Source organism: Litorimonas sp. WD9-15 (assembly GCF_050271975.1).
Taxonomy (GTDB): domain Bacteria; phylum Pseudomonadota; class Alphaproteobacteria; order Caulobacterales; family Maricaulaceae; genus Litorimonas.
This window is the reverse complement of the sequence record NZ_CP189850.1, coordinates 342423-367820: the sequence shown is the minus strand read 5'-3', so window position 1 is coordinate 367820 and position 25398 is coordinate 342423. Positions and strand designations below refer to the sequence as shown.

Genomic DNA, 25398 nt, shown 5'->3' with positions numbered 1-25398 from the left:
CTGCGTTCATATACGACAGGCCCCGCATCACGTGCGGGGTGACATAAGTGTGTGTCGCCGGGTACGCGCTTGCGCGGTACCGTGCAGTTCGGTTCCTCAGCTATTTGATTACCAATCAAATAGCTTCGTCACCACGTTAACCTTTCGGTCATCATACCGACCCTTGCGTTACAATGCCCTCATCTTGGGTTCGAAACGCTTGCGCATTTTGGAAAAATCTGCGTTGGTTATAACATTGCGTTGGCTGGTCTTGGCGCAAACCCCGAAATCGCTATTAAAGGAGCCCGCCTTGTCCCCCATTCGCACCTGTCTCACACTATCCTGTCTCTTATTTGCCACCCCTGTTTTTGCGGCTGACCTGCTCAGTTTCGATGCAGACCGGAACGTTTTCACCATGGCGCCGACAATTTCCAAGGTCACGCCGGGCGTCGTGTCTATCAATACAATTGAATCGGAAGAGGCGGACGGCACGAGTATTGGAGGCATCGGATCAGGCGTCATTATTGATGCGAATGAGGGGCTCATCCTGACGAATGACCATGTGATAGAGGATGCGCAATCCATCACGGTCGTCCTCTCAGACCGTCGCCGTTATGACGCGACAATTATGGGACAGGACCCTGAGACAGACCTGGCCCTCTTGCGGATCACGGCGGAAAATTTGCAGGCCGTGAAAGTCTATGAAGATGACGCTACGCAGGTTGGGGATCTCGTTATTGCTGTAGGAAATCCCTTCGGTCTGTCCCATACGGTCACGACGGGTATCGTCTCGGCCATCGGGCGGCGCGATGATAATCCGCTGGGCTATACCGATCTCATTCAGACGGATGCCTCGATCAATCCCGGAAATTCCGGTGGGGCATTGGTCAATTCAGCGGGTGAATTAATTGGCATAAATTCCGCGATTGTCTCGCGTGAAAGTGGCGGCTCCGGCATTGGTTTTGCCATTCCCGCCCACACTTTCCGCGCCGTCGCGGAACAGTTGGAAAATTACGGCACGGTCTCGCGCGGCTCACTCGGCGTGATGATTACGCCCGTCACGATGGACCGGATGACGGAACTCTCGCTGGACAATCTGAACGGCGCGCTGATCGTCGAAGTCAATTCAGGCGGCGCGGCGTCCCTAGCGGGACTGCGGGTCGATGATGTCGTGACGGAATTTGCCGGACGACCAATCGGGAATAGTTCTGATCTTCGCTATGCCGTTGGCTTAGTGCGCCCCAATACGGTCGCGGATGTGAGCTATATTCGCGGAGGTTTGCAGTTCAGTGACCGCGTGACGATCCAATCCAAAGGCATCGCGAAGACGGTCAGCTATGAGGTGATCTTGGACGACCCGGAATCCTAATCATGCTGTTTTAAAACTGCGTCGCAAATCTCAATCGCGGCGGAGAGCACAGCTTCAATCGACATATCCGTCGTGTCTAGCATGTGCGCATCTGCGGCGGGTTTTAACGGTGCAACCGCACGAGTGCTGTCTCTTGTGTCGCGTTCAATTAATTGTTCAAGGACTTGGTCAACGGTCAGCTTTTCGCCATATCCGGCCAGTTCCGCATGGCGACGTTTGGCCCGCTCAATCTGGGTCGCCGTGACATAGAGTTTCACATCGGCGTCCGGACAAATAACGGTGCCAATATCGCGACCGTCTAACACGCCGCCTTTGGCCGCAAACTCGCGTTGAAAGGCGAGGAGCGCCGCACGGACTTTCTGATGGACGGAAACTTTCGACGCCGCCGCGCCGATGGGGCCGGATTTTAGAATGGGATCGTAGAGATCGTCAGGAGAGAGGTTTAAGGCTGCCGTTTCGCCGTCCGCTTCAAGGGCAACATTGCCGCCCGCATCCAAGACACGTTTGGCTGTTGCCCGATAGAGCTTGCCCGTGTCGAGATAGGCGATGCCGTAATGCGCGGCGAGGGCTTTGCCGAGCGTACCCTTGCCGGACGCAAATGTCCCGTCAACGGCGATAACCGTCATTAATTTATCTCCGCGCCGAGCGAGGCCATGAGATCGAAGAAATCAGGAAAGCTCGTCGCAATCATGGAGGCATCATCAATTGTCACAGGTGCATCCGCGTTCAGGCCGAGAATGAGGGCGCTCATAGCGATGCGGTGGTCGTGATGGGTCGTGACTGTGCCGCCACCCGCGACCGGACCGCCCGTGACTTTCAGGCCGTTTTCGAGTTCCTCAGCATTGACGCCATTTGCTTTCAGGAGGTGATAGGTTGCCGTGATGCGGTCGCTCTCCTTCACGCGAAGCTCGCCAATGTCGTCCATGACCGTTGTGCCAGTCGCGAAAGACGCGGCGACGGCGAGGACGGGATATTCGTCAATCATGGAGGCGGCGCGCTCCGGCGGCACGGTGATGCCGTGGAGTTTAGAATACTTGACGTGAATGTCGGCAATGACTTCGCCGCCTGATTTGCGGAAATTATCGGGACGGACATGCCCGCCCATTTCGGTCAGGCAGTCGAACAGCCCCGTTCGTGTCGGGTTCATCATGACGTTCTCTATAATGACGTCAGAGCCGGGCGTGATGAGCGCAGCGACAATTGGAAAAGCGGCAGAGGAGGGGTCGCCCGGAACATTGACGGTGGTGGCTTTCAGGTTCACTGGACCTGTCAGCTTGATTGTATTCCCGACATTTTTGGGTGTCATCTCGACCTTGGCTCCGAATGCACGGAGCATGTTTTCTGTGTGATCGCGCGTTGGAATGGGCTCTGTAATTGCAGTGGTCCCTGTCGTGTTCAGCCCCGCGAGAAGCACCGCCGATTTTACCTGTGCCGAGGCGACGGGCGGTGTGTAGGTCAGGGGGGTGAGATCGCCGTCGCTGGACAGCATGACGGGCAATCGGCCGCCCTCTTGCGCTGTGGCATTCACACCCATCTCCCGCAGCGGATCAAGAATGCGGTTCATCGGGCGGGATGAGAGCGAGGCGTCGCCCGTAAATGTCGCCGTGATGGGATAGCCCGCACAAGCCCCCATAATCAGGCGCACACCCGTGCCGGCATTGCCGCAATCCAGATCAATCTCTGGCGTTTGCAATCCTGCCGCGCCGCAGCCTTTGATGGTGTAAGTACCATCAGCCGTTTTCGTCACTGTCGCGCCGAGCGCGGACATAACTGACGCAGTGGATAAAATGTCTGCGCCCTCCAGCAGGCCCGTCACGGTCGTTACACCCTCGGCCATCGCGCCAAAGATCATGGCGCGGTGGGACATGGATTTATCGCCGGGTGCCCGAATTGTGCCCGTCAGAGGGCCGGACCGTTGCGCCGAACGCTGCCTATCGGTATCTGTATTCGAACTGAGCATATGTGCCCGTCTCTCCCCTTCGGTGTTGACTCACATAAGCCAAGCGCTAAGACGCGCGGATGTCGCAAATCCTCGCGCTTTCTGCAAGGGATTAGCGCTCCGCTATATGAATTTAAAAGGTATCCGACATGGCAAAAGTCGATCTCGGCAAAAAACGCGTCTGTCCCGAATGTGAAGCGAAGTTTTATGACCTCGCGAAAAATCCGGCCATCTGCCCGATGTGCCAGAACAGCTTTGACCCGACAGAGCTGGATGCAACGCCAATTCTGCCCTCCGCACCCCTCAAACCTCAGACCAGCAAAGCTGACCTTGAGGATGACGAGGACGAAACGGAAGCAACTGAAGTCGATGAGGAAGATATCGACGAAGAGGAAGAAGCTGCAAAAGAGCTCGAGCTTGACGGCGACGACGCGGCCATCATTTCCGGTGGGTCCAATGATGACGACGATGACCGTCCAGACTTTGACGGCTTCTCAACAGATGAGGACGAGGACGAGGACGCTGCCCTCGTGTCTGATGATGACGAAGACACATTGCCTCCAACAGGCGATGAAGACGATGATGACGCCGAAGAAATTGAAATCTAGTCTTTAAGATTAATGGCCGAGCGGGCGAAAAGCCCGCTTGCCAAGCCTCGCGTCTGGCGTTAAACGGCGCATCCCATCCGATATGGAGAGGGGCCTTAGCTCAGCTGGTAGAGCGCTTCGCTGGCAGCGAAGAGGTCAGGGGTTCGACTCCCCTAGGCTCCACCATCGGCTTCTTACCCCAAATGCTTACTCTCTTGCTTTAATCTAAGAGAAATTCGCGAACGGCCCTGATGAACTGATCTGCGGCGGGTTCGCCTTCTAGTAGGAGATGATTGTCACTGTCTAATGAGACAAATTCCGCGTTTGGAATTTCCGCCGCGATTTCCCGGCCTGTTTGCCATTTGATGCGCTGATCTCCTCGCGAGTGAATGACGAGTGTCGGGACTTTCAGGTTTGGAAGATGGTGGCGCACATCTATGCTAGCAAAGGCTTCCAAGAACTTTACAGCATTTTCAGGGCTCGTCGTTTGTCGTTGAAAATCATCGAACCACGCGAGGTCTTCTGCTGATGCGCTGGGCATGAAGGTTGAGGAGAAGACATGTCGATAGGCCGGATTATTCTGCCCCCATCCAGTCTTCGTCAATGTCATCATGGCTTCATTGTGCATTTGGGTTTCAGGTGAGGCGTCAATCTTCCAACCTTTTGGGTAGCCCCCAAATAGAATGAGTTTTGAGACGCGTTCCGGATGGCGAATGGAATATTCAATAGAAACTGCCGCGCCTTGGGAAATCCCTAAAAGCGGGAATTTTTCAAGGCCCATTGTGTCGACAACACATTCCAAATCTTTGACAAACGTTTCCTGCGAAAGCTCATCGACGTCCCAATCTGACAAACCATTTCCGCGTTCGTCATAGCGGATAAAGCTGAAATCTTTTGCGAGTTCCCGATAGAGCGGACTCCAAATCGGGGCTGACCAATCGAGTTCCAAATGGGTGAGCCAGTTGGCGGCCTTTACAAGCGGTGGTCCGCTTCCGACACTCGCATAGGCTAAGCTAACGCCCGTCGGCGTTTTGCAGAATTGAATTTTTTGTCGCGCGAGCAGTTGCTTTTCTTGAGCGTGGCCTTGAGGTTTTTGTGTCGGAATGGAAACGGATAAGGGGGGCGGCGTGTGCGGCTTTACATCGAAATCAATGCCAGCTTCCCGGAATCGAATTTCAAGTTCTTCCTTAATCTTCTTTGCTTCCGTGGTGGCGTTTTGATGGAGAAGAAGATTGACCAGAGTTTTGGCGGCCTCAGGATTGAAAGGCTCCAAATCGAGCCAGTCCCTTGCGAGTTGTTCGCTTTCATCAGGCGCAGTGTTGGGATGTTCCAAATTTCGTTTGAGAACCTGCGCCTTGAGACGGCTGACCTCCGCCCGTTGCTCGCTAAGCCAGAGAGAAAACTGACTCAAATTCGGAAGATCAACGCCGTCCAAAAAAGTCTTGCTTAAATCCGATTTGATCGCGCGTAATTCCGAGACGTCTAAACGCCGACTGTCCAGACGCGTTTTAATATTATCCAAGGGGCAAGTGAGGCTCTTCATATTAAATGCAATGGTTTCCCGATCCGCCACGAGGCGCTGACGATGGCTTTCATTCAGACAGTTGCGTAACCGGCTGAGCGCCCAGCGTAGGGAGCCTTTAGGGTCATGAGGCGTGTCCCAGAATATCTCGCAAAGATGCTCACGCCGTTTGGGCTCGCCGGAAAAAATCAGATAACTCAACAGAGCGCGCGCTTTTTTCGAGGGCGGAAGATCGACAGGATCCCCCATCTGTATCAGGCGGAATTCTCCAAAGCAGTTGATTTTGAGCTCTTCCAAAATACGCACCTATTCCCCGAAGCTTACAATAAAGGTGTGACCCTAAATCTATATTCAAACCTAGCTTCGTTACAGTCAGTTCTAAAGGTGAATGGTGTTTAAACCCCCTAAAAACCACGGTCTTGCAAAAATAATGCGGTTTTTTCGCCTAGAGGGTCAAAATTACCACGCTTTACACACGCTTTTACACACGCTCACGCACACATCCGAGTGTCATGAAAGGTGTGTCAGCGTTGGCGCCCCGCGTTGACCGGGATGGCAGGGCAAGCGCCCGGACCCACAGACCGCGTGTCTTAGCTCTGCCAGACCTGAACCGCCGCAAGGTTGGGGCTTCGGTTTGAGAGGATTGATTATCGCATCAATCCGGAACGTGTCGTCGAGGACACGTTTTATGTGAGGGAAGACAAGACATGGCATTATTTCTAGGTGACGGAACAGCAACAACGACGCAAGAGACGGATTTTGTCTTTGGTACGGGCCCGGGTCTTATTACGGCAGCGCCAAGCGGCGGGGCAGACCTGCTGGTTGGCGGTTATAATACAGGCGGCCTCTTCTCTGGTATTTCCGGTAACAACAGTGTTGCAACAGCGTTCAGCCTTGAAGTCGATGATCGCTGGATCGCGGCGGACCGTTTTAGCTTCATTCAAGCCGGCGCACCTTCAACATCTATTCATATCGCAGGCGAGGATGCGATTGAATATTACAGCGTCAGCGTCGGCGCGAATGAAACGATTACCGTCGATGTCGACCTCGCAAATTTCGATTCCTTCATTCAACTCATTGGCCCTGATGGCACGACCGTTCTCGCCAGCAACGATGATGACGCCGGCGATATCGGGTCCGTCAATGGAACAGACTCCTTCCTGACATTCACGGCGGGTGCAGATGGCGCCGGAACCTATTTCGTCGTTGTGGGCAGCTCAGATGGCGGCGCGATCTCCGCACTGGGCGCGAGCGCAGAAGCCCTCGTCAATGTGACCGTCACCAATCATGTGGCGACGGGTGAGGCTATTGACAGCGATGATGACTTGCGCGGCGGTGACGGCGATGACTTGGTCTATGGCGGCGACGGTGATGATGAACTGCACGGCGATGCAGGTGATGACCGTCTGGAGGGCGGCAATGGTGATGACCGTTTGGAAGGCGGTGAGGGTGATGATCGACTCATTGGCGGGGACGGTGCTGACCTCTTGATCGGAGGCAGTGGCGATGACCGTTTGGACGGCGGCAATGGCGATGACGTATTATTTGGAACTTCAGGGTTTGATAGGCTGAATGGTGATGCTGGTAATGATATCATCCACCTGGGGACAGGGCGCAGCATCGCTGAGGGGGGGAATGGCGACGATACATTCATCATCGCGAGCGCGGTCGATTCTAGAACCGCATTAGGGGGCGACGGCGGGTTTGATACGCTTCAGTTGAGCTTTGATGGATTCATTAATTTGTCTTCGAGAAGTGCAAATCTCAATAGTATCGAGGCTATCGTCTTTACGGATGTTGAAGGTCAAACAGGCCCTATCGAAACAACGATTAGTCTTAACGTCAGCACCGCCGGTCGAACATTCAGCGGCACAATTACGGGCAATAATGGCGATATTGATAATATCATCATCGGTTACTCACAATCTCCGGATCTGAACACGAATGTTTCCGACTGGACATTTATTGACTGGGAAGAGCAGGACACATTTACACTGCAAGGCGATAATTCTGGCCGCTCTTTTATCGGTCCTGATGTCGCCGGTACATATAATGCCCGCGGTGGAGATGACGTGGTCATTGCAGGTCTGGGCGACGATGTCATAAATGGCGGTGACGGTAATGATACGCTCACGGGTGGTCTGGGCAATGATACAATATTTGGTGATGCGGACGATGATCTCATCATTTGGAATAATGGTGATGGCTCTGATATAAATGATGGGGGCGAAGGGGACGACACACAGCAAGTCAATCTGGCTGACGGTGCCGGAGATAATATCACAATAAGTGATAATGCAGGCACCACAGTCTTCTCGCGTACAAATCTTGGTCTCTTCACACTCGACCTTACAAATATTGAAACCCTCGATATCCGCGGCAATGGCGGAGATGACGTCATAGACGGCTCGGCGGCGCAAATCGAGCTTCAGATCACCGGCGGTGAGGGTGACGATACGCTGAATGGTGGCGCAGGCGATGATACGCTGGATGGTGGTAGCGGAGATGATATACTCGATGGCGGCGCGGGAGATGACACACTTTTTGGTGGCGTCGGAAACGACACCTTTATCGGGGGCGAAGGCAACGATACGGCTGTGTTTGGCGGGCGTGACTTTGCCGATATACAGATCGTCTTAGATCAGAATGGCGGCCTCGCCATAGTGGACCAATTTGGGGATATGGACACGCTGTTGGGCATTGAATTCGTCCAGTTCCGGGATCAGACTTTGACGATTGCCGATCTTGAGGCGCTCGCGAAATTTGGTGTGATTGGCACCGAAGGAGATGATGATCTCGACGGGACTGACGCCGACGATACGATTATTGGGTTTAGCGGTAATGATACGCTCAACGGTCTGGCGGGGAATGACACGATTAATGGCGACGACGGAAATGACGTCATTTCCGGTGGTGCGGGTGACGATACGCTGGATGGCGGCGCGGGTACCGATACCGCGTCATATTTTGATGCAACATCCGATGTCACCGTCAATTTAGCCTTAGCCGAGGCGCAAGACACAATTGGCGCAGGGACGGATACGCTCTCGAATTTCGAAAATCTCACAGGATCTGATTTCAACGATACGCTGACGGGGAATTTGGGAGCTAATGTCATCAATGGTGGCGCGGGTGACGACACTATCTTTGCTGATAGTGATTTGGGCCTCGGAACTTCTGGCATTGGTCTGGGCTCAGGCGCACTCGCACGGGCTGCGAATGCCGGAAATGTCGATACGGCTACGGCGATTGATATTACGAATACGTTCTCTTTTGCAGCCAACCCGGATATCGCGAATTCGGAACGTGATGCTCATGTCACCATCACCGGAACGGGTGACGCGACAGAAAGTCTGCATTTCTACCAAGTGACCGTCAATACAGCCGGGGCGGTTATAACCCTGGATACAGATGATAGCGGTCTTACTGATTTTGATACAGAATTCACGATTTTCGATGCGGCAGGTAATATTCTCGCCAATAATGATGATAGCGATCTGACAGATGGAGCGGGCGGCTCGATATCCTCATTGGATAGTTTCCTTACCTTCACGACCACTGAGCCGGGCACATACTTTATTGCAATGGGACGTTTTCGAGGCAGCTCGGAAACACCTAACCCTGTGCAGGCAGGTGAATCCTATCGGTTACATGTCTCAATCACGGAACCACAAGATAATGAAGCTTTGACGGGTGATGCCAATGATGTCGTGAATGGCGGTGGCGGAAATGATATTATCCACGGTCTTTTTGCGGACGATATCCTAAATGGTGATGCCGGAAATGACGAGCTCTATGGTGGCGATGGATCTGATACACTTGCGGGCGGCGAAGGTAATGATTTTTTAGATGGCGGTGACGGCGTTGATACGGCCAGTTATGCCAATGCGGCGCTGGCCGTCAGAGTCGATCTTGCGCCCTCTACCCAGCAAAACACATTAGGCGCGGGCGTGGATACGCTCACAAATATTGAAAACCTGATTGGATCAGATTTTGACGATACGCTGCGGGGCGATGATTTCGCAAATGTGCTTCAGGGCGGTGCGGGCGCTGATACACTCACGGGACGCGGGGGCGATGATACACTTCTCGGCGAAGACGGTGCGGATATACTGACCGGTGGCTCAGGTGCTGACAGGCTGGAGGGCGGTGCGGGCGATGATGCCCTGAATGGCGGCGGCGGCGATGATGTTCTCATTGGCGGGGTCGGTGATGATATAATGGACGGCAGCGCAGGTATTGATACAGCCGATTATAGTGGCACAGACCAACGTGTGCGCGTTGATCTCTCCAACACGGCGCAACAAAACACGTTGGGCGCGGGCCTGGATACGCTGACCGGGTTTGAAAACCTGATTGGGTCAAGTTTCGATGATGTGCTGACCGGCGATAGCGGCGACAATATTTTGTCGGGCAATAACGGCATTGATACACTCAATGGCGGGGACGGAAATGATACGCTCAATGGTGGGAGTGGCACAGATACGCTCAATGGCGGCAATGGTAATGACACGCTTTTCGGCGGAACGGATGCGGATACGCTGAATGGGGGTTCGGGCTCTGACACTCTCAGCGGTGGTGAAGGTGATGACAGCCTGAATGGCGGCGGCGGTAATGACCGTCTTGTCGGTGGCATTGGAAACAACACCCTCAATGGCAGCGCCGGAATAGACACAGCGGTATTCTCACAAACGCTCTCTTCCAGCACCATTGGATTTGATATGTCCGGTGCGTTAACTGTGACGGGACCAAATGGGACGGACACGCTTACGGATGTAGAATTTCTCGAATTCTCTGATGTGACTTTCGCTGTAGATAGTATTATTTTCGGAACGCCCGGCATCGACGCGCTAAATGGTCTCGAGACGGTGGATGTCATTTTCGGATTAGAAGAGGATGATGTTCTGAACGGAAATGGCGGCGACGATATCCTTATTGGCGGCGCAGGGAATAACACCCTCAACGGCGGCGATGGCATAGACACAGCCCTATTCTCCGGAAACTTCTCCGTTGACGCTATTGGTATAGATGACTCCGGCGCACTGACTTACACAGACGCTGACGGGACAGATACACTCATTGATGTGGAGTTCCTCCAATTTGCTGACGGGACGATATCAAGAGAGGCTATCATTTTTGGCACAGTCGGGTTGGATAGCCTTGATGGGCTTGAAACCGCTGATTTCATTTTCGGGTTTGACGAGAATGATATCCTGAACGGGAATGGCGGCGATGATGTCATTCGCGGCGGTGCGGGTGATGACACGCTGAATGGCGGCGCAGGTGATGATGTTCTCAATGGGGGCGAAGGCGCGGATATATTTATCGGCTCAGAAGGTGATGATAGTGCTAATGGCGACGAAGGAGATGATTTATTTATCTTCGATACGGCCAATGGCTCTCAGTTCCTCGGGCGTTTTAACGGCGGCGCGGGTGCCGATTCGATTGTCTTCCAAGGTGATGGATTTATCGATTTAGATGATAACAGCGCTGATTTTATCGAAATAGAATCCTTGGTTTTCGCTGATGATGGAAATGCGGGTCAACGCCGTGTTCAAATCGGGGGGCAAGAGGTCGACAACGCCGGAGATACTGAAATTTCTGCCTCCGCCACAGTGGAAGGACGCGGTGTCGGATTTGTGGATGAGCTCATTTTCAGCAATGAGAATAATAACGTGACTGTGGATCTGTCCGGTTGGACTTTCACCAATTGGACGGCGGGTGAAGATATCATTCGCTTCCTGGGCGCGGACGGAAACGATGACATTACAGGCACAGTTCTGGATGACCTGATGACGGGCGGCCTTGGTAATGACACGCTGCTGGGCGCTGCAGGTAATGATGACATCAGAGGCAATGACGGCGACGACACACTGGAAGGTGGAGACGGCAATGATCTCATCTTCGGCGGTGCGAGTAATGACGTCGTCAATGGCGACGGCGGTAATGACACGCTGCGCGGTGGAGACGGTACAGATAACATACGCGGCGGGATTGGCGATGACCGACTCTTCGGCGATGATGGTGATGACATCCTCGGTGGAGATAGTGGCAATGACGTCATTCTGGCAGGCATTGGGGATGACCGTCTCTTCGGTGGGAACGGCGAAGACCGTCTCTTCGGCCAAGGTGGCGATGATATCATCAATGGCGCAGATGATAACGACCTCGTCCAAGGCGGGGGCGGCAATGATACCCTAAACGGCGATGCCGGCGATGACCGTATCTTGGGCGATGCCGGAGCGGATGAGCTCAATGGCGGCGAAGGTGCCGATACTTTGAATGGCGGCGCCGATGATGACACGCTGAATGGGGATTCTGGAAATGATGACCTGATCGGCGGCAGCGGCGCAGACACGTTAAATGGCGGCGAGGGTGACGACCAACTTCTCGGCGGCAGCGGTAATGACACACTGGATGGCGGCGCTGGCGGTGACCTCCTCCTTGGCGGCAGCGGCAATGATATGCTGACGGGCGGAGACGGTATCGACACGCTACGCGGTGATGTTGGCATTGATAATTTGCGCGGCGGTAACGACGATGATCGACTCTTCGGTGATGATGGTGACGATATCTTAGGCGGCGATAGCGGAGATGATGAAATCCTGGGCGGAACCGGTGATGACCGTTGTTTCGGCGGCACGGGTGAAGATCGTCTGTTTGGTGAGGCCGGGGATGATATTCTCAACGGCGGCAGCGGGGACGACTTCCTCCGGGGCGGCACTGAAAATGACACCCTGAACGGTGACGAAGGCGTAGACCGTTTGTTTGGTGATGTCGGTGACGATATTCTCTCGGGCGGCGCGGGTGCAGATACGATGACCGGCGGCGCGGGCGCAGATAGCTTCGCCTACACACTGGGCTCCAGCACGGACATTGTGACCGACTTTACCTCCCGGGAGGATACAATCCTTGTAGACGGTGCATTGCAATTCTCGGGCTTTGATGACCTGCAAATTGTCCAACAGGGCGGAAACACAGTGATCACGAATTTTGATACGGAAGATACATTGATTCTATTGAACACAGTCGCGTCATCGCTGACGGCAAGTGATTTCATCTTCGGGGCTTCAGAACCCTCAGTGAACATAACGGCTGAGCTCTCAGATTTTGGAGATCTTGAAACTGTGCAAGCGCTGCAAACCTCAGAGGTCCCGCCTGTTCCTGAATATACACTTCTATCGACCGGCTTTTCAGTTGATGATTGGGAAGCCTCCTATTTCACAGACGACTATACTGATGTTGCGCTCTAGGGGAATTGGTTAGAAGATTTTAGGCTGTCTTCAAACAAATATATTGATTGGAAAAGGCCGCAAACTCAGCGGCCTTTTTTCTTAAGTGTAAGAGGATCACATAGATTTACAGCTGGATAAACACAAACGAGTCTGGTCTTTGTCAGAACATAGCGTTACATGCGCTTGGCGTAACTGGTTATCAAAGTATCATAGGGCATGATCTGACATGAAATATCCGTATCTTCGACCAATCCTTCCGCAGCCTGAAACGTGGGTTCCATTGCTGGAAACAAGCTATTCTCAGCGCTATTTCTCGAATTATGGACCGCTGGCCACGCGCCTCGAGGGCCGCATGACCGAGAACTATCTGATTGAGGGTTACAGCTCGACCTTGGTGACCTCCAATACGCTGGGCATTCAAGCCGTTTTGAACGCGCTCGAAGTCTATGGGCGCTATGTCATTCTACCCGATTTTACATTTTCGGGCACACTACAGGCCGTGATTGCGGCGGGCGGCAAGCCGATTGTCTGTGACGTTCTCAAGGAAACAAGTGAACTTGATCCAAAAAGCGTCGAGGCCGCGTTGGAAAAATATGACGATGTAGCCGCAATTATGCATGTACGTTGCTATGGTTTCGTTAATGATATCACGCCTGTGAAAAAAATATCTAAAGCGCATGGTATTCCATTGGTGATTGACGCCGCGGCGGCCCTGTCAAAACCGTCAGAGCAGACATTTGGCTCTGAATATGGCGAGATTGAAATTTTCTCGCTCCACGCGACAAAGGTTTTTGCGATTGGCGAAGGGGGGTTGATTGCTGCGCCTGAACAGATTTCGGAGCGTATCCGCCGCAGCGTCAATTTCGGGTTCCAATCTGACCGTACGTTCCATGACGGTACGAACGCTAAAATGGATGAGTTCCGGGCCGCCATTGGCTTTGGAACATTGGATTTGATCGACGGAATTGTTGACAACCGGCAAAAGCACGCGTCGCTCTATCTTGAATTATTCGAAGGCAATGATTTCGTAGAATTATTTGATATGCCGGAACTGGCCAGTTGGTCTTGTTTTCCGATCCTTGTCCCAGAAAGTAATCGTGAGAAATGCATTACCGTCTTTGCCGATCAGGGTGTTGAAGTGAAAAAATATTACTGGCCGAGCTTATCCGTTGGATATCAAGGCCGGGCAAAGCTTGAAATTATGCCGGTCGAGACGTCCCTCTTATTACAAAATTCGGTGATGTGTTTGCCGATTTATTCAGAATCGCCGGATGATTTTTGGACAGGCTTGAGCCAAGCTGTGCGAAAGTCATTACAACTGCTGGACTCCACCCGCTAGAGTTCGATGATGATCTCGTCGTTAAAGACTTCGGTTCAACGCGTTCCGGCGCGCGCCCGATGGATATTCCTGTTTGGCCTGCTGGCGTTGGCAGGGCTTATCGTTCTGCATTTTGCATTTATTTATAATTTTTCCAATGCACACCCACGATCAGATCAGTGGCGACATATCACAAAAATTATAATCCCTTGGAGTTCCGGTGATGTCTCTCCGAAAATACTCTGGAGCAATCATCACCCGAATCCGCTCCTGCATTTTTATCAGATTTTTATTGCCGGTCCGATCTTTGATTGGGATGTGCGAAAAGACGCCTATTTTTCACTAACGCTACATATTCTGATTTATTTATCTTTGGCCGTCGTAACATTGAGACTGGCCAAGGATAAAATGAGCCCGTTTCTCTTATTTGGTATCTTTGCCACAGGTGCATATTTTTTGTTGTTCCAAACAACGTTGACTTGGGTGTGGACGCTCGTCTCACTACAGTCTTTGGGATATGTTTTCGGTATCGCTATGTTGATTGCGCTCAGCCGTTTTGGGATGCTGAATCAAGCGACATCTTTGACTAAAGAGACGCGTGTTTCTCTCATACTTGGTTTGATTACTATCATAACCGTCCTGATGAATTTTGATTACGGCGTGATTTTTTTCTTATCCGCATTTGGTGCAATGACACTCGTCTCTATTTTCCACCGTGACAAAGCCTTGTTCCTCCAAATGATTATCTATGCGGGCATATCTGTGGTTGGAATCCTACTTATCAAACTCCTGCTTCTCCCGTCTGGTAAAGAAGGAGAAGGTGCCTCTGTTATAGCCCTTATCACAGGGCTTCCGGATTTGGTGAAAGCCTATTTCTATTCAATATCCAGTGCATTCTGGGGTGAATCTTGGTTTAGAGATTTTACCATTCATGGATCAGGTGTGTTTCTACCTGCCATCTCTATTGCTTTTACGACGTTCGTCTTTTTGGGCGCCGCTTTAGCGGCATTGTCGAAAGGGCGGCGCGGCCTGCTTATGTTGGGGCTCATGATTTATTCCGCCCTGTTTAGTCTTGCCGTTTTCACCGCGCGGGATGCAGGCGACTTTACAATTCTCCTTTCCTCTTCCCGCTATGCCACGAATTTTAAATTATCCTGGGTCGGCGCATTTTTAGCACTCGCCCTATACGCAGCAGAAGCCGTGAAATTTATGCCGCGTCAGCGTTGGATGGGCCTAACCTGTGGTGTTTTTATGGTCGCTCTCATCTCTGGTGCGGTCGCAACGAACATGTCTTGGGATAAAGCCAAAAACCTGCGCGCCGCCTATGATCGCGACGAGATGATGGTTTATATACTCGGAACAGACCCAAGCGCGAATTTTCGATTGCCGTCGAGTGTTGTCGGCTCAAACCGCAACTTTGATGCGTCTCTCAATTTCTTGGTTGAGAATGAGTATAGCGTTTTCAATCCAAAATTCCGTCCAGGCCCACAGCTGGCTATTTATCGAGATTTAAAAATGCAAATCGAAGGTAACCCTGCAAACTCATATAAAATCGTTATGGACTCCCGTGCAGTTCCCGCGAAAAAATCAGATAGAGTTGACCTTTGCATTGAATTGACAAACCTACCGACGGATGGGCCCGTAATTCTGGAGATCGACCATTTAAATGATAAGCGTATTTATAATGGAAGGCTTAGATTGAGAGCCAAGGATTATAAACGCGTTCTATCTGCTTTACCGGGTCAAACGCGTCATTACGTTCAGCCGGGAGTGGACAAGATGAAGGTTTGTTCTTGGTCAGAATTGAGACTAGTCGAGAATTAATCAACAGGGCCGTAACTTTGCGGGGACGCCATAGGCTGTGCCGGGTCCGTCAATATCTGATACGACGACTGCGCCGGCACCAATCATAACCTCGGCTCCAATCTTGGCGCGGTCTCTCACCGTTGCGCCAATGCCGACCCAGCTATTCTCACCAATCGCCACATGCCCACCCAGAGCAACGCGGGGTGAGAGATGCACGGCCTCCGCGATCTGGCAGTCATGCTCAACGATGGCACCGCTATTGATAATGCAATAATTTCCCAGTACCGCTCCGGGGTTGAGCACAGCTTGTGGACCTATGAAAGTCCCGGTCCCTATTTTCACATCACATCCAATTGCCGCACTGGGGTGAATAATCGTTTCGCAAACCCAACCTGCCTTAACCATCTCCTCTGAGAGGTGCGCCCGAATATTATTCGACCCTATGGCGACATGAAAGGCCGCTATCCTTTTTAAGGCAGACTGTCTGTCGCGTACCGGAAGATTAAATATCGTTTTTCCGATATCATCGGCAGAGTCGGATAGAAAACCTTCCAAATTTAACCCCGCCTTTAACGCTGCATTGGCAACAACTTTTGCATGCCCCCCTGCGCCAATGATAAAGAGCGGGTGATCCTTGGACATTATTTTTTACTGCTCCACTCACGCTGCAGGTGTTCTTTAATCGTGTAGATAGGGTCGCCTTCCGTCCGGTTGTAAACGCGGAAGAGGAACTCACCAATCGCGCTCGTCGTCGCCAGCTGGATTAGGATCACGATGAGTAACACATTTAAGATCAAGCCGTTGGAAATCCTGTCCATGACACGGAAGTCAAAAAGGGGAAGCAGGATCAACCGCAATGCAACCAAGCCCGTCAACGCCACAGAAATCAGCGAGAGCCACATGAAGGGCCGGCGTGATAAACCGGTTGCCTGATCAAATAGAAAGGAGAGGAGTTTTGTCATCGTCCAGCCTGACTCGCCATATCGACGGGCGTGATGATTGACCTCGATCTCTTTGACCTTCCCGGCCTCGCGGAAAACAAAGGCTGTGTTCCACGCTTTGAATTGGCCAAAGTCGAAGGGTTTGACGAGCTTGGCGTTATAGATTTTGAACGTACATCCAAAGTCAGTCAGGGAATGCCCGGCGACTTTCGCCATAACCATATTCGCAATTTTAGACGGTAATTTACGGAGGAAGCTGTCCTTCCTGTTACCACGTCTGCCGCTGATAATATCATAGCCCTTATCATATTCCGCCGCGAGCTTTGGCAGGTCTTCGGGATCAAGCTGAAGGTCTGAGTCGATGAACACAATCTTTTCACCCGTTGCATGGGCAACACCCGCACTCATCGCGGCGAGCTGTCCGCCATTACGAAAAAAATCTATGGCATGGGTGACTTCAGGATTATCCGCGAAAATCTGACGATGAAGATCATAGGTCTTGTCCGTGCTCCCATCATTAATAAGCAGAACCTCAAAAGGACGTTTCATCCCGCGCAGGGTCGCGAGCAGGCGGTCCGTATATTCGGTAATGCTCTTCTCTTCGAAGTAACTCGTCACGATAACGGAAAATTCTGGGACGTTTTGGGTGTCCGATTGGGTCAAGGTTCTACTCTCATTTGGCCTAGCGCCTGTTTGATGGAGTCAGGCCACGGTGGCAAGCCGCATTTCTATGGGGGTGTTAATCTTCGTGCAGGCTGCATGCTGTTTAGCGGCCTCAAGACGATATTTGGATATATCCTGTCATAAATATTTCACCTGAAGACAGGCCTTGCTCATCTTGCAATTCCGCTCCGTCTTGGGCATGCGACCCCTTATGATGATACCGCAAACTCTTAAAATCGCGACTATCGGAGCGGGCTATGTCGGCCTCGTGACGGGCGTCTGTTTTTCCGATTTTGGCTATGAGGTGTCCTGTCTCGACAAGAATAAAGCTAAAATCGGTGCGCTGAAACGCGGTGAAATTCCAATCTTCGAAGCGGGCCTCGAAGAGCTTGTGTCCAAAAATGTCGAATCCGGACGATTGCGTTTCACAACGGAGCTGTCCGAAGCTGTCCCAAGCGCAGACGTCGTCTTTATTGGCGTCGGGACGCCTGAATCAGCTGACGGTTCGGCAGATCTGCAATATGTCCATGCGGCCAGTCGTGATATCGCGAAGCAGTTAGAGGGCTTCACCGTTATTGCGATTAAATCGACCGTCCCTGTTGGTACGGGGGATGCGGTTGAAGCCATTATCCGTGAGACTAATCCGAACGCGGATTTCGCCGTCGTGTCCAATCCTGAATTCTTACGCGAAGGCGCAGCAATTGCCGACTTCATGGATCCCGACCGCGTGATTATCGGCACAGAGGATGAACGCGCGCGGGATATCATGGCACGGCTTTATCGCCCGTTCTCCGCTTTAGGGCCTCCTGTCGTATTTACGGATCGTCGCACATCAGAGCTGCTCAAATATGCGGCCAATGCCTATCTCGCGACGAAAATCAGCTTTATCAATGAAATCGCCGATCTGTGCGAAGCCGTTGGTGCAAATGTCACGGATGTCGCCTTTGGGATGGGCTTGGATGAACGGATTGGCTCGAAATATCTCTCGCCCGGCCCCGGTTATGGCGGATCCTGTTTTCCGAAGGACACAAAGGCGCTGCTGGATATTGCGAAGAAGGCCGGCGCCAATGCGCGGATTGTGGAGCAGGTCATAAATGTGAATGATGCCCGCAAGCTCGGCATGGCGGATAAGGTCGTTAAACTCTGTGGCGGCTCTGTTGAGGGTCTGACGGTCGCAGTGCTGGGTCTCGCTTTTAAGCCGGATACGGATGACGTGCGCGAAACGCCCACTTTCCCGATTATCCGTGTCTTGCAGGAAAAAGGCGCGACTGTACGGGCCTATGACCCCGAGGCGATGGAAGAGTCAGTCCCGCATTTGGACGATGTCACATTCTGTACCGACGCTTATGATTGTGCAAAACGGGCTGATGTGATCGTGCTTGCAACAGAGTGGAAACATTTCGAAAATCTCGACTTCAATCACCTCGCTCAGATCATGAATGCAAAACGCTTTGTCGATCTCCGGAATGTCTATGATCCAAAAACTGTGCGGCGACACGGGTTTGACTATGCGAGTATAGGCAGAGCATAAACCAAGAGTCGATTTTTATGAAAACCGACTCGCTTCTTATTGTAAATCGATAAGGACATCCCTACGTCTAACCTGTAAGACGGGGTGACGTGAGAGGGAGAAAAGACCGAATGTCCAAATTTGATACGCAGATTGAGCAATCCAAGAAAGAAGTCGCGGAAGCGCAGAGCAGAATCGCCGAACTATCCGCGCGCATTGATACGGCTCGCTCTAAAATGAGCCAGGGTACAGATATTTCCTTGGATATTGAAAATGCCTCCCTGGACGATGTCCATGCTCATTCCGATTTGATGAACGCTAATATTGCTGAGCTGATTATGGGCTTGGACGATGTCACGGCCGGGTTCTCGAAGGACTTTGACGGGTTACGCTCCAAGACGGGCTGGGAAAAATTCGTTGGGATTTTTTCGAAACAGCGCGCGGAAAGCCTGCGGGCGGAACGTGTTCGGGCTGCGTCCATTGAGGATAAGCTACAAGACCTGATCGCGAAATCAAACACGATCCAGGCCATGTTGCAGGACCAACTCAACGAGTTGGGTCACCATAAGAATAAGGTCGAAGGCAATTTGCAGCAGACTCTCGCGGACCGCGAAGCTGCGCTGGAAACGCTGGAGCAAATCAAAGGCGAAATCACCGCTCTGGACCCACAGATCATTGAGTTGGAGACAAAGCTTTCCACCGCGACTGATCCGAAGGAGCGTGCCAAGCTGGAATCTGAACTCGCGACCGTGAACTCCCGCCATAATGAATTGGCGCAATTGGAGCAGGTCAAAATATCTGAGAGCCAAACACTTGAACGCTATATCGAGAAGGGCAAGACCTGGATGGATTCGCTCCAGAACCAGATCGCGACCCAGATGGTGCTGTTGAACAAGCTGACAACGGATACGAAACAACGTGTTGTCCTCTATGATGCGCTGTCCAAATCCTTGAAAACGGCCCAGCAGCAGGATGTTGCGCATAAGATCAACGAAATCGGCGTTGCGACAGATAAAGAAGCACAGGTTGCCATGGCAGCCATCGGTGCGGCCACGAATAACAAGATGGCCGAGATGATGGAAGCGCATGAAGACCACATCGTCTTCGCCCGTAAAGTGCTGGAAGAAAAAGCCAAAGCGGATGAGCGGTTTGCGCGTCGGTTCGAAAAAATCGTCGAGCAGCATGATTCTAACGCCTATGGCGAGAGTGCTTAAGGCCCGGTCATGGACCTGAGCTATACGCACCGTGTGCTGGATAGCGCACGGGCGACCCGCCGTTACTTTGCTAAATTTGATCGCATCATCGACCATATCCGGTCGGTGACGGAACTCTCGGTTGGTGAGAAACTCATCAGCCGCGCGGAGGCCGATATTCTCGGCCAATATCTGGGTGATCTGAATAACAGTTTCACGGCGCTGTCCTATAAATATCTGATGACGAACCGTGCGCCGGATTCGGGCAAGATGAGCATTGATAAAACGGAGTCCGGGTTTCCGGTCTTTTCCGAGATTATCCAACTCGCCGCCGACTCGACGCAGGCGAAAAAGCATCTGAATTCCCTGCCGGATCAGGAGCGCCTGAAGAAGGATATGGTCAATCATATCCTCTCGGAACGGACCGCGCCGACGACCCTTCAATATGCACTGGCGCAGCGGATTTATTACGAGACGCTGGTGAGCGAGAACCTGTTCCTGTCGCAAAATCATCCGCAGATTGTTTGGGTTGGCAAAGACCTGAAACGCAAGAAACGCCGCTATATCATCCATTGGGCGTCCTATGATTCAAAAACCAATATCCCAGTTGTCTACCTCATGGTCGTCGATGATACGGCGTCGCGTGCGCTGCCCCATGATGAACGACGCTGGCCGCGCGTGCAGGACGCGTTGATGGCGCAGTCTCTGTCGGAGCTAAAACTGCTGACAATTGCCAAAGGTTTCGATGAAGACTTTGACGGGTTGCATCCTAAATCCCTGCGCCGTTTTCATCTCGGCCCGATGCACAGCCATGCCTTCACCGAACAACACGGACCCATCCGGAATGTTCTGGCTGAAGCCGTCGGCGAAGAAGGCTTGGACTGGGCGCTGGCCTGGACGGTAGAAACGCTGATTTCCGACGGGCAGAAATGGGTCAAATCCGGTGTCTTCAAACAGGCCCCACGCGAAGTTTACAAACTCGACGCCTTTGACCTGTCCGGTAAAATGGACGGCGTTACCGATGTGACCCGCGCCCTGATCCTGCCCCACCGAGCCTATCAGGTGATGGAAGAAAAATACTCTGAGCAATTTGCGGGCGTCCGGCGATATGTCGTCGGTCAAAACGCCAAAATCCTAAGCTACACGTAAGAGAGAAACCCGAATTTATGTCCAACGCCTCTGACCTCATGGAAATAAAAGAAACCGCTATTCGGGAGAAAGTCCCGGCGGCGCAATCCATGCTGGACGGATTTGACCATACCCCGCGTTTGGCCAAGCCGAAGGATATCGAAAAAGTTGCGTCCAAATCACCCGGCATAGGCGGCTCCCGCAGACGTTTCCGCTCGACCACGCCGGGCCTCGTCACGCAATCGACAGTGAAAGCTGAAGGCGTGCATATCATTGCCCGCGTTGAGACAACAGATGAGGATGACGCGCTAATGAGCCCGCTCCAAGCGGGCGTCCTACACGCGCTCCGCCGGGCGCTCGCGACGGCCCTGACCGTGGTCGATCAATATGCCGACGCGACGGGCCTCTCCGCACTGATGAAGGATAATCTGCAGGGCAAATTGCCCTCCGGCAAAACAGCAGAATTCAATGAAGGCCTCGCGGCGGGCTCCGTCATCGCGCTCCACGTTTTCGCGAATATGGCGAGCTTTCTGCTGTCTTCCCTGCACGACACATCGGAACTCACTGTGGATGTGGGCGATGTCGAGGAAGTCCTGACCGATAATCCGCAACTCGCGCTGACGGGCGCGCTTTGGGAGCTCGATCAAGACCTCGCCATCTTCGCGACAAGCGAGGATAAACTTATCCCGACGGTCACGGCCTTCCTCGAACAACTCATGGACAAGGCTGCGATGCGCGCGCAGAACTTGCCGCGTCTGGAGGCCTTCACCTCGGTCGCTTACCGCGTGGAAGAAGATGATTTCGAAATCCGCGGGTTCGAAGCCGCCAGCCGCGCGAAATCCACCAAGCTGACCATGACGTTCAAAAAACCGCATGAGGTTGTCGGCAACCATATCGCCAAATATCAATCCATGAAGCTGTCCAAAATGCTCATGGCCTATGACTTTGAAAAGAAGCTGAATCCCTTTGCCGAATTGGGCGGGTTTATCTTCACCTTTATGGGCGACGGTGCGCCGGGGACGGGGAAGACGACCCTGATCCAGATGATGGCGGGGCTCGTGAATGAGTATTGCAACGTGGCGGGCTACCCCTTCCGCTACGCCAATCTCAGCACGGATTCGATTGATAGCTATCAGGGTAAATCCGCGCAAAATGCCAAAGCCTTCATCAACCAAATCATCGACCCAAATGTGATCGGTTTCGGCACGATTGACGATATTGACCAACTCGCGGGAAAACGCGGCGACCGCCAATCCTCCGCGGGTCAATTGGAAATTACCGCCGTGTTGATGGAAAGTTTCGCGGGCGCGAATACGGTTGTGCGCGGGAACTGTACCTTTGGCATGTTCTCGAACTATCCCGAAAATGTCGATGACGCGCTCCGTCAACGCGCCGCCGCCCGTTTCCTCGTGGACGGCCCGCAGAGCCGTGAGGACTATATCGATATTCTCCACCTGCTCATGGGCAAGAACCACGACATTCCTGTCGGGAAACATGAACTGTTTGAGGCGCAGCAGATTAAAAAAGCCGTCGCCGCCAGCTATGAATCTTACGCCCGCCCGAAAGAGGAAGGACTCGAAATCGTCTTTGACGCGGTCAGCAAATCCATTGGGAAGTTAGATACCATCGCGAAACTCGGCACCTATCTGAAAGGCATTCAGGAAGCCGATGCCCGCTTCACAGGCCGCGCCATCAAGAACATTACAGACGCCGTCAAAGTCCGCGCCATGGACTTCGAACTCCCCGACGAATGGATGGAAAACCCGGAGCTGTTCTTGCAGAAGGATTATGACACAAAGAAGAAAATGATCGCCGATCTCTCGACGGAAATCACGGTCGATATGGTTATTCAAGAAATCAACCGATACGCGGATTCAGAATTCCGCTACGCCGATAAATCAGACGAAATCGCGATTGAAAATATGGTCCGAGACTTTGGCCGACAGGAGGAAGCTAAGAAGCGATATTTGGGGAGTAAGGGGTGAAGACAAACCTACCCATATGGAGTGACGGACCTGCTGAAATTCTTGAAAAAGCTTTTGATTTATTGGCTGAGAACAAAGAATCTTCGACAAGAATTTCTATGATACTTGTAGACAATGCTACTGAGCTAATGCTTCAAACTTATGTTTCTTTACCGAAGCGTGTTACTGGAATATCTATTTCGAGAGCGCAGAGAGACGAATACTGCAAAAATTTTCCAAGTTTATTGGACGGAATTGAGGAGCTTGCCGACGAGAAACTCATTGGGTTGAGTCTCGGTGAATTCGAATGGTTGCACCGCATAAGAAATCGACTTTATCATGATGGGAATGGGCTTACAGTTAAGAAAAGTCTTGTTGAAATTTATGCCGAACTTTCTCTAAAACTATTTTCTTCGCTGTTCGGAGCAGAGTTAAATTTGGGCCGAAATGTAGGAGAGCGAGCAAACAAGATTGGAAAATTTCTCAATAATTGGATCGAACTTGAGAGAGATATTTTCAAACTTGCAAATTTAGAGAAAAAGGCTCCGCTTATAGCTGCAATTCGACGTCTTCAAACTGACGATAAAATTACAGAGGAACAGTTTTTTCAAATTATGCAAGTAGTGCAAATCAGGAATCAACTTGTTCACGGTCAGTCTGATACAGATACAATGCTAAAATCAGAAAATTTGATAAAGCTGTCCAATGTTAGGATGCTTGTTGATAAGCTGAAACGAGAGACAAACTCATGATGCGTCTCGTGAAAGCCGGGCTTATGTTTGGAAACCTTTATGAGGTGTCCTCTCCCGCCCTTGTCGAGCGCTACAATCGGGCGCTGGAACATCTGACGGGGAAGCGCACGGCGCTGACCGAGTTTCACATCGACATAGTCGGCGCGTCGCCGGAAATTGCGCATGAATTTGATGATGAGCTTTATCTGAACCCGCATGGCGCGAACCAGATGTTTATTCTGCTCTCGACGGATCAGAAAACGGCACCGCTGCTCAATTCGCAATTCTCAACCTCACGCTCCATTCTCAAGCAATATATTGAGGCGAATGAGGACCAGCTTTTTGCCCTGACGGCACGCGAAGCCGTGGCGGGCGAGTTGATGAATTCCGTGTTTAAGATCGCGGAACCCGCAGACCTGCTGGACATTAACCAGATCGAGATCACGGCGGATACAACGCAGAGTCATGTCGCAGAAGCCGAAGAACTCTCCGCGCAGATAGACCGGTTTATGTCGGATGATGATGCGTGGTGGGATGATGTTCTGATTGCGGACATGATCGAACTCGCCAAACGCACGGGGAATATTCAACGCAATCCGGTGAAGCTGGACTCGCAGACTTTTACACAAGGCAATTATTTCACCTCGCATTTCGGCGGGGCCTATGTCTTCCGCGATGCGAACACGCCGACGATTATCCTGCGCGAGAAAATCGACGGGATGGACGCGATTGAGATTGAACAGGTTCTGACATTCGAGGACCGCGAAGGCATCGCCAATTGGCTCCGCGATGAAGGGCTGTCGCAACTCATTGTGCAACGCCCCAATCAGGATAGCGCTCTTGTCATTCGGCAAAAGATGGATTTCATCGTTGTGTCTGTTGCTGCCGATCAAGGCCATGATCTCTCCGGCCTCTCGCGCCAGAATATGCGCACGCTGGAACGGCGTTATGCGAACGATTTGCCGGAGGAATTTCTCGGCCTGATGGATGTCTGGCGTTGGGCGTCCATGGGCGGGCGTGTCCCGAAAATTGGCCCGGCCCATCCGTCCTTTTTCTACGCCGTGCGCGGGTCGCAACATAAAGACCGCGACCTCGTGAATATGCTGTTATCCGATCTCTCCCGCCTCGATTTCCGGCAACTCTTCATCATGCACAAACCGCTCTTTTACGAGCGTTACGCGACCTGGCCGGAGGAGAAGAAGGACTTCGTCGTCCGCTTCCTCGAACAGGAATATGCGATGGACAAAGCCGGCGCGCGGGAAGCGCTGTTCGGCGAAGAACCCAGCATGGAGCCGGAGCCTGCAAGTCAACGTGCCGATAAATTAAAAGCCAACCCTTGGGCGGGAATGCGCCCAAATGAGAGTAATCCAAGTATGAACCGTATCGTCGACGGTCAACTTTATGAGGTCGATATTGAGAGCGGACAGAGCGTCAAAGTCGCCAATACCAAACCCTATGTCAGTCCTTGGGGACGCCCGGATAAAAAATATCGTAAAAGGAAGAGGAGATAGAT

The 25398-nt window shown here is 52.2% G+C and carries 16 protein-coding genes and 1 tRNA gene; 12 read left to right on the top strand and 5 right to left on the bottom strand.

From position 1 onward, the window contains the following. Positions 1–289: 289 nt before the first annotated feature. Entirely contained in the window at positions 290–1348 is a 1059-nt protein-coding gene (locus tag ACP9M6_RS01750) for a S1C family serine protease (protein ID WP_427452905.1), read from the top strand. Here the strand turns inward: ACP9M6_RS01750 and cmk are convergent. Together cmk and aroA are read right to left on the bottom strand one after the other, a co-directional pair. Then, positions 1345–1974, bottom strand: coding sequence for a (d)CMP kinase (cmk, locus tag ACP9M6_RS01745; RefSeq protein WP_427452903.1), 630 nt, complete (start codon positions 1972–1974; stop codon positions 1345–1347). The genes ACP9M6_RS01750 and cmk overlap by 4 nt on opposite strands. After that, a complete protein-coding gene (gene aroA / locus ACP9M6_RS01740; protein WP_427452902.1) occupies positions 1974–3308 on the bottom strand; it encodes a 3-phosphoshikimate 1-carboxyvinyltransferase in 1335 nt (444 codons plus the stop codon). The genes cmk and aroA overlap by 1 nt, the downstream gene beginning before the upstream one ends. Positions 3309–3436: 128 nt before the next feature. On the opposite strand from aroA, the gene ACP9M6_RS01735 reads away from it, so the two are divergent. Together ACP9M6_RS01735 and ACP9M6_RS01730 are read left to right on the top strand one after the other, a co-directional pair. Beyond that, positions 3437–3895, top strand: coding sequence for a TIGR02300 family protein (locus ACP9M6_RS01735; protein WP_427452900.1), 459 nt, complete (start codon positions 3437–3439; stop codon positions 3893–3895). 89 nt (positions 3896–3984) lie between these two features. After that, positions 3985–4060 (top strand) — tRNA-Ala (locus ACP9M6_RS01730). Between the two features lie 34 nt (positions 4061–4094). On the opposite strand, the gene ACP9M6_RS01725 is transcribed toward ACP9M6_RS01730, so the two are convergent. Next, a complete protein-coding gene (locus tag ACP9M6_RS01725; protein WP_427452899.1) occupies positions 4095–5702 on the bottom strand; it encodes an alpha/beta fold hydrolase in 1608 nt (535 codons plus the stop codon). 401 nt (positions 5703–6103) lie between these two features. On the opposite strand from ACP9M6_RS01725, the gene ACP9M6_RS01720 reads away from it, so the two are divergent. From ACP9M6_RS01720 to ACP9M6_RS01710, 3 genes are all read left to right on the top strand, one after another. Beyond that, on the top strand, positions 6104–12649 hold the full coding sequence (locus tag ACP9M6_RS01720) for a pre-peptidase C-terminal domain-containing protein (RefSeq protein WP_427452897.1): 6546 nt from the start codon (positions 6104–6106) through the stop codon (positions 12647–12649). Positions 12650–12857: 208 nt separating this feature from the next. Further along, positions 12858–13970: a DegT/DnrJ/EryC1/StrS family aminotransferase gene (locus tag ACP9M6_RS01715; protein ID WP_427452895.1), complete on the top strand. Its 1113-nt coding sequence runs from the start codon at positions 12858–12860 to the stop codon at positions 13968–13970. A 6-nt stretch (positions 13971–13976) separates the two neighbouring features. Beyond that, positions 13977–15773 carry a hypothetical protein gene (locus ACP9M6_RS01710; protein ID WP_427452894.1) on the top strand — a complete coding sequence of 599 codons (1797 nt, stop codon included), beginning with the start codon at positions 13977–13979 and terminating at the stop codon, positions 15771–15773. Here the strand turns inward: ACP9M6_RS01710 and ACP9M6_RS01705 are convergent, their stop codons facing one another. Both ACP9M6_RS01705 and ACP9M6_RS01700 read right to left on the bottom strand, forming a co-directional pair. Further along, the gene (locus ACP9M6_RS01705) at positions 15774–16397 is read right to left on the bottom strand and encodes an acetyltransferase (RefSeq protein WP_427452893.1); all 624 of its coding nucleotides are present in this window, start codon (positions 16395–16397) and stop codon (positions 15774–15776) included. Next, positions 16397–17359, bottom strand: a complete 963-nt coding sequence (locus tag ACP9M6_RS01700) for a glycosyltransferase family 2 protein (protein WP_427452891.1) — start codon at positions 17357–17359, stop codon at positions 16397–16399. Before ACP9M6_RS01700 ends, ACP9M6_RS01705 begins: the two co-directional genes overlap by 1 nt. 211 nt (positions 17360–17570) lie before the next feature. Between ACP9M6_RS01700 and ACP9M6_RS01695 the strand changes: the two genes are divergently transcribed. From ACP9M6_RS01695 to ACP9M6_RS01670, 6 genes are all read left to right on the top strand, one after another. Then, on the top strand, positions 17571–18890 hold the full coding sequence (locus tag ACP9M6_RS01695) for a UDP-glucose dehydrogenase family protein (protein ID WP_427452889.1): 1320 nt from the start codon (positions 17571–17573) through the stop codon (positions 18888–18890). Between the two features lie 110 nt (positions 18891–19000). Continuing rightward, on the top strand, positions 19001–20083 hold the full coding sequence (locus ACP9M6_RS01690; protein WP_427452888.1) for a hypothetical protein: 1083 nt from the start codon (positions 19001–19003) through the stop codon (positions 20081–20083). Positions 20084–20092: 9 nt separating this feature from the next. Then, positions 20093–21211, top strand: a complete 1119-nt coding sequence (locus tag ACP9M6_RS01685; protein WP_427452886.1) for a hypothetical protein — start codon at positions 20093–20095, stop codon at positions 21209–21211. Between the two features lie 17 nt (positions 21212–21228). Beyond that, positions 21229–23175 carry an ATP-binding protein gene (locus ACP9M6_RS01680; protein ID WP_427452884.1) on the top strand — a complete coding sequence of 649 codons (1947 nt, stop codon included), beginning with the start codon at positions 21229–21231 and terminating at the stop codon, positions 23173–23175. After that, positions 23172–23906, top strand: coding sequence for a hypothetical protein (locus ACP9M6_RS01675; RefSeq protein WP_427452882.1), 735 nt, complete (start codon positions 23172–23174; stop codon positions 23904–23906). The genes ACP9M6_RS01680 and ACP9M6_RS01675 overlap by 4 nt, the downstream gene beginning before the upstream one ends. Continuing rightward, positions 23903–25396, top strand: a complete 1494-nt coding sequence (locus tag ACP9M6_RS01670; protein WP_427452880.1) for a DUF6638 family protein — start codon at positions 23903–23905, stop codon at positions 25394–25396. Before ACP9M6_RS01675 ends, ACP9M6_RS01670 begins: the two co-directional genes overlap by 4 nt. Positions 25397–25398 lie beyond the last annotated feature (2 nt).